Genomic DNA, 10,009 nt, shown 5'->3' with positions numbered 1-10,009 from the left:
GAGGACGGCAGTAATAGACATAAAAAAATCCGGCTCCATAAGGGGAAACCGGATTGTCCTATGTTCAGAAGATCGGTCAACCGATCCTTAACTGATCAGCATTGCCGCATTTGCGGGCCTTTGCTTGCAACTAGGCAAAGGTTATCTCGGTTGTTGAACGAGCTGCTCGATGCTCTTGTGGATATCACTTGAGACTAACCCTGATACTAATTGGCGATACTGTTGCAATGAATGCTTGGCTGAGTCATCACCGTCGAGTAAGCCCATTGACTTGAGTTGCGTCGTCAAAGTGGCGAATAGTTGTTTATCGAAAAACTCTGGTGCGTTGATGCCATGCAATTTTCCGAGTTGTTCTGCTACTGCTCGCGATTCTGACTCCAGCGCACTGCGGGCAATATCCTGGCGGAAATCCAATAACTCCAGAACAATGCTGTATCGTTGTAGCGTTTCACTGACGACATTGGCCAGTTGGCTTAGTTGCAAATGTTGCGCGCTGCGCTTGCCACTAATCGCTACCACACCCTCTTCATTCGATATCCACTGGAGCGATTCAAAGGCCATCAATATATTGTCGAGGTATTGTTGACGCCATGACTGGCATGGGTTGAGAAACAGCTCGACTTGCAACAGTGGGAACAGCGCATTGATATCGTCAAACAATTGTTGCTTGTTGACGTGACCACGTTCGACGATGACTGCTGCCATTAAACTCGGCAAAACAAAGAGATGAATAATATTGTTGCGATAATAGGTCATCACGATCTGACCGAAAGCATCCAAACTAATGACATTGCCAAGCTTATCTTCGTTAACTTGAAACTTATCTAGCTCCAATGTTTGTTTCAGCAATGTGTGACCATCTTCTATCGGTACAGTTGTATTATCGTGGTAAGGCGCCAAGCGAGATAAGTCCAAGCAACTATTCAGGAACAGTGCCAAAGAGCGCTCACTCATAGCACGGTTGTCATTGCTGAGAATCGCCATCGCTGCAAGTGTCAGTCCATTGATTGCCGCTGCGTTGTTGACCTCGGTCATTGAGCGTTCAGCCAGAGTAGATACCGCTTCTGATAACCACGATGGGCGTTCATCTGGGTTGTTATTGCGCCACTCTGAATCGAAGCTAGACAAGTGTTCATCAAGTGATATTGGGGTACCGAAATTGACGTAGCCTTGACCATAGTTTCGCAGTTTGCGAAGGATTTTAAGGGTGCCAAAGAAATTCTCTTTTTCTTTGTTTTTGCCCTTTAACTCTTTCAGGTAAGTGGTCACTTCCATGACATGCTCATAGCCGAGGTAGATAGGTACCAGCACAATAGGACGACTTTGTGAGCTCAACTGACTTTGAACTGTCATTGCCAGCATGCCGGTTTTCGGTGTTAGTAAACGGCCGGTGCGACTACGACCGCCCTCACTGAAATACTCGACTGGGAAGCCTTCTTTGATTAGCCAACTCAAATACTCTCGAAATACGGTGGAATACAGTTTATTGCCGCGAAATGAGCGGCGAATGAAGAACGCACCACCGCGGCGAAAGATTGGCCCCGCCGGCCAGAAGTTAAGATTAATGCCAGCAGCAATATGCGGCGGTACCAGCCCTTGTTGATAGATGACATAGCTGAGCAGTAAGTAGTCCATATGGCTGCGGTGACAAGGTACATAAACAATTTCCTTGCCGGACTCGGCAAGTTGTCTTACTTGCTCAATATTGTTGACGTTGATTCCCCGATAGAGTCGGTTCCAAAGCCAAGTCATAAAGCGATCAAGGACCACCACCAACGAGTTGGAATAGGTAGCGGCGATTTCCTGCAGGTAGGAGCGAGCGTTAGCGCGCATTGCTTCTTGTTTGCTCGGATCGGCGTCGGTGATTTGTCGAATCGCATCGTTGCGGGTCAACTCTTTGAACATACGTTCTTTATTCGGTAGGCGCGGGCCCGTCGCGGCTAAGCGCTGACGGAAAAAGTGAGCACGCGCTACTCGAGTGATGCGTTGCACACTGGTTTGGTCATCGCCGTATCGTTCGACAAACTCGCGAATGGAAACTGGCGGGGCAAAACGAATAAAGTGGTCGCGACCAAGAAAAATAACCATCCAAACCTTACGCAGCCAGCCCGGCGTTGGGTGATCGGCGAACCAACTGCTGATCGTGCCTTTGGTCTTTTCCGGGCTACGGCCCCAGAAGTGAGTAATTGGCAGAAGTTGCGTATTGAGTTCTGGATTGCGTTGGTGCGCCGATAGCAACTGTTGAATGGTGGCTTGCAAACGACTGCCGTGGCCCCGCTGAAACCGGTGGCCATGGATATAAAGCACACGCGTATCTGCTTCAAATGGGCAAGGTAAACCCAATTCTTTGGCAGTTTTAGCCAGCGTCAATGTATCGACAGCGCTATCATGCTCCAACACATAGACAATTGGGTGATCAGCCGCAGAGGCGACAGCTTCGGAGCTAATTGCTCGGGTTCTGACAAATAGCTTGAGCGACCACTTGATCAAGTGGGATAGCAACTTTGAGTGTTGGATCATGATTATTGGAACTGACTGATAAAGGCTAGTTGCGGAGTATAACAAAGGCTAAATGCAAATGGATGAAAGCTTTTTGCTTGCCAATCAAAAAATACTGTATTACTGTACAGTGGTACTGTATAGATAAACAGGCATAAATATGGCAACTTCAATGCGACCTCTAACGCCTCGACAGGCTGAGATTTACCAGTTAATCAAAGACACGATTGAAGCAACGGGAATGCCTCCAACGCGAGCGGAAATCGCGCGTCAGTTAGGATTCAAGAGTCCCAATGCTGCAGAAGAACACCTCAAGGCTCTCGCTCGTAAGGGCGTCATCGAGATCTTACCTGGCACTTCCCGTGGAATTCGACTTCTGCTTGAGGAAGCCGCCAATGATGAGCAAGGCCTGCCATTAATTGGTCAGGTTGCAGCCGGAGAGCCAATTTTGGCGCAGGAACATGTTGAATCACATTATGCGGTAGACCCCAACTTGTTTCGTCCACAAGCTGATTTTTTGCTCCGTGTGAACGGTGAGAGTATGAAGGATATTGGTATCCTCGATGGCGACTTGTTAGCCGTGCACAGTACCCAAGTCGCGCGAAATGGACAGGTAGTAGTCGCCAGAGTGGAAGAAGATGTCACTGTTAAACGGCTACAGCAAAATGGCCATAAAGTGCTATTGCTGGCAGAGAATCCTGAATTCGATCCAATTGAAGTCGACCTTCGTCATCAACATTTCTCAATTGAAGGTTTGGCTGTTGGCGTCATTCGCAATGGAGAATGGTTATGAAGCAATTCGCTCAGCAGCGGGTCAAGCACCCAGGCGTCTGGCAGGTTTCGGCAGCTGGCAACCCCAGATCGTGTATTGCCACCGGCCATGATGCGCTGAATCAGCAGTTACCTGCTGGTGGTTGGCAGAGTGAGGTCATCTATGAAATGTCTGCTCATGGTCAACAACAATTGCTCCAGTCACTGGAGCCAGCGCTAAGTACTTTAAGTCATCAAACCGGTTGGCTAATCCTGTTAAAGCCGCCAAAAACTGCGTTAGATACTATTGCCAAAATGGCCGATGTTGATCCAAGCCGGTTGCTGGTGGTTCATGGTAATGACGATTTCGATAGCTTGTGGGCAGCAGAGCAAGCGCTGGTTAAAAACAACGCAGCATGCATTTTGACTTGGACAGATGAGCTCTCTAACCGCGATGTTAAGCGATTAAAGTTGGCGGCTCGGGGTACGAAAGCGCTTAGTTTCGTATTTCCCAAAGGCGAAGCATCACATCAACCGCTCCGTTGGCCCAACATTATGGCGCATCAGTACTCGGCTAACGTGACTCAAATTGACATTCCTGTTAAAGAAAACAATCAGTTAGCTAACTACCAGCATTGCTTGCATTGATCTGAAGCGGCGACTTGCCCAGAGAGTAGTCGGGCAAGAGAACTAGATCACCTTTCTAACAATTTTTTAAATAATGTTAATTACATTGTTTTAAATCAAAAAAAATTAAAAACATCTCAAATTCAGTGTGTTGGCACGTCAATTCGATTAGTGCTTATGCTCTATCCAATTGAATCATAAATTAAAATTTAACAATCTGCGGTCTGGATCGCTGGACTGATCTGGATACTTGCATTAATTCTAAAAAGCATCGCGATAAAAAACGCGGTAACGAATATTCGTTATGCCGTCTGCGTTTTCACCGCTATACCGATTTGGTATGGAATTGGAGGACGTTAGGTGGATTTGAAAAACATCGGATTGCCATGGCTGGCTGCTGTAGCGACATTTCCCAGTGACGCCAAAGACATGCCACTCAATCTAAGTCAGGGTGTCACCAACATCAGTGAGCAGGTATATGACCTGCACATGACCATCTTCTACATCTGTTGCATTATCGGATTCATCGTTTTTGGAGCGATGTTTTACTCCATCGTCAGGCACCGCAAATCTCGCGGGGTTAAACCTGCAAACTTCCACGAAAGCACCAAAGTAGAGATTCTTTGGACCGCCATTCCTTTTCTAATTCTCATCGGTATGGCAATTCCCGCTACTAAAACCCTTATTGCGATGGAAAATTCCGACGATGCTGAGCTGACCATTCAGGTCACCGGTAGTCAGTGGAAATGGCATTACAAATATTTTGAGCACGATTTGGAGTTTTATAGCGTTTTAGCGACGCCTAAGAAGCAAATTGAGAACAAGTTAGCTAAAGGCGACAACTATTTGCTCGAGGTCGATCGCCCTCTAGTTATCCCGACTAACACCAAGGTGCGCTTTTTGATGACTTCAGATGATGTTATCCACTCGTGGTGGGTCCCTGAATTTGCGGTAAAGAAAGACGCGAACCCTGGCTTTATCAACGAAGCATGGACCAATGTTCCCAAAGCAGGGATCTACCGCGGTCAGTGCGCTGAGTTGTGTGGTAAGGACCATGGCTTTATGCCAGTCGTCGTTATTGCCAAAGAACAAGCGGATTTCGATGCGTGGCTTGCTGAGCAAGTGGCCAAACAAAAAGCGAAACAAGAGGAAGAGCAGCGACTGTTGGCAATGCAGTTACCCGAGCAGGAGTTGATGGAATTGGGTAAGCGAACTTACGACCAATTCTGCGCGGCTTGCCACCAACCTAACGGCCAGGGCCTTCCCGGTATGTTCCCGGCGTTAGCTGGTAGTGAAATGGTCACCAAAGATGCTGACGGTCACATTGATATTGTGCTTTACGGTAAGACGGGTACGGCAATGGCCGGTTACGGCAAACAACTATCGCTAAAAGAATTGGCGGCTGTGGTGACCTATGAGCGAAATGCGTGGGGAAATGATACTGGTGAATTAATTCAGGCCGCCGATGTACAAGCGCGCAAGAATGCAGCGGAGTAAGGAATTGCAATTATGTCATCTGTGACGGAACAAACGCTCGACAACGAAAGTCATCATGATCATCATCACGCGCCCAAGGGAATTATGCGCTGGTTACTGACGACCAATCACAAAGATATTGGCACCCTGTACTTAATTTTTGCGTTTTCGATGTTTTTGGTTGGTGGCGCGATGGCCATGGTGATCAGAGCCGAGCTCTTTCAACCTGGGTTACAGCTTGTTGAGCCAAATTTCTTCAACCAAATGACGACGGTTCATGGCTTGATCATGGTGTTCGGTGCAGTAATGCCAGCGTTCACTGGACTTGCAAACTGGATGATCCCAATGATGATTGGTGCGCCAGATATGGCGTTACCGAGAATGAACAACTGGTCATTTTGGATTCTACCGTTTGCCTTTGCCATTTTGCTCGCCTCACTGTTTATGGAAGGCGGAGGGCCAGCCTTTGGTTGGACTTTCTACGCTCCGTTATCAACGACTTATTCAAACGACAGCACTGCGCTATTTGTCTTCGCGGTCCACATTATGGGTATCTCTTCAATCATGGGTGCCATTAATGTCATCGTTACCATTGTCAACTTGCGTGCGCCGGGCATGACATGGATGAAGTTGCCGCTATTTGTTTGGACCTGGTTAATCACCGCGTTTTTATTAATCGCCGTGATGCCTGTATTGGCTGGCGTTGTCACTATGGTACTAACCGATAAGTATTTCGGCACCAGCTTCTTTGACGCTGCTGGTGGTGGTGATCCGGTATTGTTCCAGCATATTTTCTGGTTCTTCGGTCATCCCGAAGTTTACATTATGATTTTGCCGTCTTTTGGTATTGTTTCCGCGATCATTCCAGCCTTTGCTCGTAAGCCGTTATTTGGTTACGCATCGATGGTCTACGCCACGGCCTCAATTGCTGGCTTGAGTTTTATTGTCTGGGCCCACCATATGTTTACCACTGGCATGCCGTTGTTTGGTGAACTGTTCTTCATGTACTGCACCATGCTCATTGCGGTGCCGACCGGGGTGAAGGTATTCAATTGGGTGGCAACGATGTGGCGCGGAGCTATGACTTTTGAAGTGCCGATGCTGTTTGCCTTGGCCTTTGTCATCCTGTTCACTATCGGTGGATTTAGTGGCTTAATGTTGGCCATTACCCCGGTTGATTTTCAGTATCACGACACCTATTTCGTTGTCGCCCATTTCCACTACGTTCTAGTCAGCGGTGCAATTTTTTCTATCTATGCAGCGGCCTACTACTGGTTACCGAAGTGGACTGGCTACATGTTTGACGAGTTTCTCGCCAAAGCGCATTTCTGGTGCTCACTTGTCTCTGTCAACATTTTGTTTTTCCCGATGCACTTTTTGGGATTGGCGGGCATGCCCAGACGTATCCCCGATTACGCTTTGCAATTTGCCGATGTGAACCAAATTGTTTCCATTGGCGGATTCGCCTTCGGCTTGTCGCAACTAATTTTCTTAGCCGTTGTGGTTAAAGCCGCACGGGGTGGAGAGAAAGCTGCGGCAAAGCCATGGGAAGGTGCCGAGGGACTCGAGTGGACCGTACCTTCGCCTGCGCCTTATCACACCTTTGAAACGCCGCCGGCTATCAAATGAGTAGTACAAGTCAACCGAACGACAAAGCAAACGCAAGGCTGGTTAGTCGGCTGGTACTGGTGGTCGTCGGTATGTTTGGTTTTGGTTTTGCGCTGGTGCCTCTTTACGACGTGTTTTGTGAGATCACCGGATTAAACGGCAAGACCAATGACGAAGCAGTACAAGTAGTGGCTATTGAAGCCGATCTTGACCGGCAAGTGCGAGTCCAGTTCATGACACGCAATGCCAAGGGGGTAAGTTGGCCGTTTGAATCGCAGCTATCGACCATCAAAGTTAACCCTGGGGTGATGACCCAAGTCGATTTTGTTGTTGAAAACACCACTAACAAACCCGTGGTTGCGCAGGCCATTCCTTCGGTGTCGCCCGGCCTCGGTGCGCAGTACTTAAGAAAACTCGAATGCTTTTGTTTCAATCAACAGCCGTTAAAGCCGGGAGAGCGGAAGGTCATGCCGATGCAGTTTTACATTGCCCCCGATATGCCAAAAGAGATAGGCACCTTGACCTTAGCTTACACGCTCTATGACATCACCGAACATGACAACAATCCAAGCGCCGAAGTAGCGATGGCCAAGTAAGAGGACAATGCAATGAGTCAGCAATACCAGAAATACTATGTGCCTGCCCAAAGTCCTTGGCCGATTGTTGGCGCCATTGCCCTATTTCTCATTGCTGTTGGTGCCGGTACTACTGTGCAGCAAATGAACCAGCAAGGAGGCAGTGGCCATTGGATATTGCTAGCGGGTTCAACGCTGCTCATCATTATGCTGATTGGTTGGTTTGGAAATGTCATACACGAATCCATGTCGGGTATGTACAGTGAGCAAATGGATCGCTCGTTCCGACAGGGAATGAGCTGGTTTATCTTCTCGGAAGTGATGTTCTTTGCCGCGTTCTTTGGCGCCTTATTCTATGCTCGGATGATTGCCGTGCCATGGTTAGGCGGCGCTGGCAACAACGAAATGACAAATGCGGTACTGTGGCCAGAGTTCACCGCTCATTGGCCACTTATCAAAACCCCTGATGGTGGCGAAACTCAAGCCATGGGGTGGTCCGGTCTGCCACTTTACAACACCATCATTTTGCTTATTTCGTCGATTACCTTGCATATCGCCCATGTCAGCTTGGAAAAAGGTAAACGCACCGCCTTAACTGCTTGGCTATTGCTTACCATTATATTGGGGCTCGGCTTCTTGTACTTGCAGGTCGTGGAATACATCCATGCTTATGTTGAGATGGGATTAACACTCGACGCCGGTATTTACGGCAACACATTCTTCTTGTTAACCGGTTTTCACGGCATGCACGTGACACTCGGAACCATCATTCTCATTGTGTTGTTCGGTCGTGTGGTGAAAGGCCACTTCAGCAATGATCAGCAGTTTGCTTTCATGGCAGGGAGTTGGTACTGGCACTTTGTCGATGTGGTGTGGCTCTGCCTGTTTGTCTTTGTTTACGTCCTTTAGTAAGGGCGAGGATTAAAGCCAATGTGGCCACTGGCAGCCAGCAGCAATAACAGGAGCAGAATCGAAGCAGAGAATATAAGCCGACGACCGATATAACTCGACATAGATTTTTCAGTGTGGTCGCCGGACTTAGAGTTGGCCAGCATTTGTTTTAGCGCCAGCGCTAAATTAACAATCACGGTAATGAGGAGAACCACGATAAGGGCTTTAAGGGACCAATGCATGTTGTCTCCTAATGGTTGAGTAAAGGCGTTGGTATATGCAGATTCGTTGGCGACTGGTGAGCTTTTCAGTCTTTACCATGCTGGTGTTTGCCGGTCTGGTCAAGCTTGGCATGTGGCAAACAGAGCGTGGCACACATAAGCAGCAATTGGTGGAACAGCTGGCTCAGCAGCGCTTAGCGACTCCGGCGGATTTGTCACACATTTTGGCCACACCTCACGATCAACTGCATGGCCTGCCGGTTCAATTGAAGGTGGCCATCGATCCGAGCTGGCGGGTGCTACTCGACAACAAAGTCCACAACGGCAAGGTTGGATATCAGGTGCTGGTGCCAGTCATACATCATCAGCTGCGGTTTTTGGTCAATCTCGGTTGGCTAGCGGCACCACTGTCACGCCAGCAATGGCCGCAAATGCCGGAAATACCCGAAGAGGTGATTCTGCGAGGCCACATTAAACTGGCTGGCGAACAACCGCCGTTGCTCGATCAGCGATATTTGTTCGAGCAACGAGGAGCGGTGATTCGTAGCCAAACAGCGCAGCCTGAACTGATCGCCAAGCAATTAGATATACCCTTGCAGCCGTGGTTGGTGTTGCTTGATGAAAGCGAACAGTGGGGCCTGCCACGACAATGGCAATGGTTCAATATGGGACCAGAAAAACACTACGGCTATGCGTTGCAATGGTACTCAATGGCGGCTGCTGTGCTTATTTTAATGATGGTGTTCTTGTTGCGTCATTACCGAAATAACAGTGAGAAGGAATCATGACAACAAATCAGACGCGTTCCAGGCGCAGTTTTCTGCTGGTGTTGCTTGCTTTTGCCGCACCGGTGTTTGTCGCTTGGCTGATCCTGAAACAGGGCTGGTTCACCGCAGGAGTGACGTCACATGGCCAGATGGTAACCCCGCCGTTGCAGCGAGCCGAGTGGCGCCAACAAGAATGGCAAAACAACTGGGCGTTGATTGGCATTTGTCAGCGTCAGTGTGACGACACCCAAGGTTACCTGCAACGGATCAAAACTACCTTGGGGCAGTATCAACAGCGGGTCGTGGTGTTGTCGGTGGGCGAGCACGCTCCTGCGCAACTTGGTCAACAATTGTTTTGGCGCTCACAACTCAGCAACTTACCTGAGCAATGGGCGGCAGCCGGCACTATTCTGATTATGGATCCTCTGGGCCATGTCATGCTGACCTATCCGCCACTGCAAGGAGATGCTCAATTGGAGCAAATTGCCGAGCAAGGAAAAGGAGTGAAAGCTGATTTGTACAAGATGCTGAAGCTTTCACGGATCGGCTAACTAGCTATACCGGAGTAGAAAAGGGACATCTCGTTGCTAACTGG

Annotated in this window: 10 protein-coding genes; 8 read left to right on the top strand and 2 right to left on the bottom strand. The window is 48.6% G+C overall.

Annotation, left to right across the window (positions count from 1 at the left end; all coding sequences use genetic code 11):
• Nucleotides 1-141 precede the first annotated feature (141 nt).
• On the bottom strand, nucleotides 142-2,520 hold the full coding sequence (plsB, locus tag CBE68_RS17235; protein ID WP_087507425.1) for a glycerol-3-phosphate 1-O-acyltransferase PlsB: 2,379 nt from the start codon (nucleotides 2,518-2,520) through the stop codon (nucleotides 142-144).
• Between the two features lie 151 nt (nucleotides 2,521-2,671).
• Here plsB and lexA point away from each other — a divergent pair, with 151 nt between their 5' ends.
• The 6 genes from lexA to CBE68_RS17205 all read left to right on the top strand — a co-directional run bounded on the left by lexA (nucleotide 2,672) and on the right by CBE68_RS17205 (nucleotide 8,444).
• Nucleotides 2,672-3,292 carry a transcriptional repressor LexA gene (gene lexA / locus CBE68_RS17230; protein WP_087507444.1) on the top strand — a complete coding sequence of 207 codons (621 nt, stop codon included), beginning with the start codon at nucleotides 2,672-2,674 and terminating at the stop codon, nucleotides 3,290-3,292.
• A complete protein-coding gene (locus CBE68_RS17225; RefSeq protein ID WP_087507423.1) occupies nucleotides 3,289-3,897 on the top strand; it encodes a SulA-like leucine-rich domain-containing protein in 609 nt (202 codons plus the stop codon). The genes lexA and CBE68_RS17225 overlap by 4 nt, the downstream gene beginning before the upstream one ends.
• Nucleotides 3,898-4,305: 408 nt before the next feature.
• The gene (gene coxB / locus CBE68_RS17220) at nucleotides 4,306-5,373 is read left to right on the top strand and encodes a cytochrome c oxidase subunit II (protein ID WP_087507443.1); all 1,068 of its coding nucleotides are present in this window, start codon (nucleotides 4,306-4,308) and stop codon (nucleotides 5,371-5,373) included.
• 12 nt (nucleotides 5,374-5,385) lie between these two features.
• Nucleotides 5,386-6,981 carry a cytochrome c oxidase subunit I gene (gene ctaD, locus CBE68_RS17215; RefSeq protein WP_087507420.1) on the top strand — a complete coding sequence of 532 codons (1,596 nt, stop codon included), beginning with the start codon at nucleotides 5,386-5,388 and terminating at the stop codon, nucleotides 6,979-6,981.
• Nucleotides 6,978-7,556, top strand: a complete 579-nt coding sequence (locus CBE68_RS17210) for a cytochrome c oxidase assembly protein (protein WP_087507418.1) — start codon at nucleotides 6,978-6,980, stop codon at nucleotides 7,554-7,556. Before ctaD ends, CBE68_RS17210 begins: the two co-directional genes overlap by 4 nt.
• Nucleotides 7,557-7,568: 12 nt before the next feature.
• A complete protein-coding gene (locus CBE68_RS17205; RefSeq protein ID WP_087507416.1) occupies nucleotides 7,569-8,444 on the top strand; it encodes a cytochrome c oxidase subunit 3 in 876 nt (291 codons plus the stop codon).
• Here the strand turns inward: CBE68_RS17205 and CBE68_RS17200 are convergent.
• On the bottom strand, nucleotides 8,441-8,668 hold the full coding sequence (locus tag CBE68_RS17200) for a DUF2909 family protein (RefSeq protein WP_087507414.1): 228 nt from the start codon (nucleotides 8,666-8,668) through the stop codon (nucleotides 8,441-8,443). The genes CBE68_RS17205 and CBE68_RS17200 overlap by 4 nt on opposite strands.
• Before the next feature lie 35 nt (nucleotides 8,669-8,703).
• On the opposite strand from CBE68_RS17200, the gene CBE68_RS17195 reads away from it, so the two are divergent.
• Nucleotides 8,704-9,435, top strand: coding sequence for an SURF1 family protein (locus CBE68_RS17195; protein ID WP_087507411.1), 732 nt, complete (start codon nucleotides 8,704-8,706; stop codon nucleotides 9,433-9,435).
• A complete protein-coding gene (locus tag CBE68_RS17190; protein WP_087507408.1) occupies nucleotides 9,432-9,965 on the top strand; it encodes a hypothetical protein in 534 nt (177 codons plus the stop codon). The genes CBE68_RS17195 and CBE68_RS17190 overlap by 4 nt, the downstream gene beginning before the upstream one ends.
• The last annotated feature ends 44 nt before the right edge of the window (nucleotides 9,966-10,009 follow it).

The organism is Neiella marina, from assembly GCF_002165625.1.
In the GTDB taxonomy this organism is placed as follows: domain Bacteria; phylum Pseudomonadota; class Gammaproteobacteria; order Enterobacterales; family Neiellaceae; genus Neiella; species Neiella marina.
Note: the sequence above shows the minus strand (reverse complement) of the source record. Positions and strands in the feature narration are given on the sequence as shown.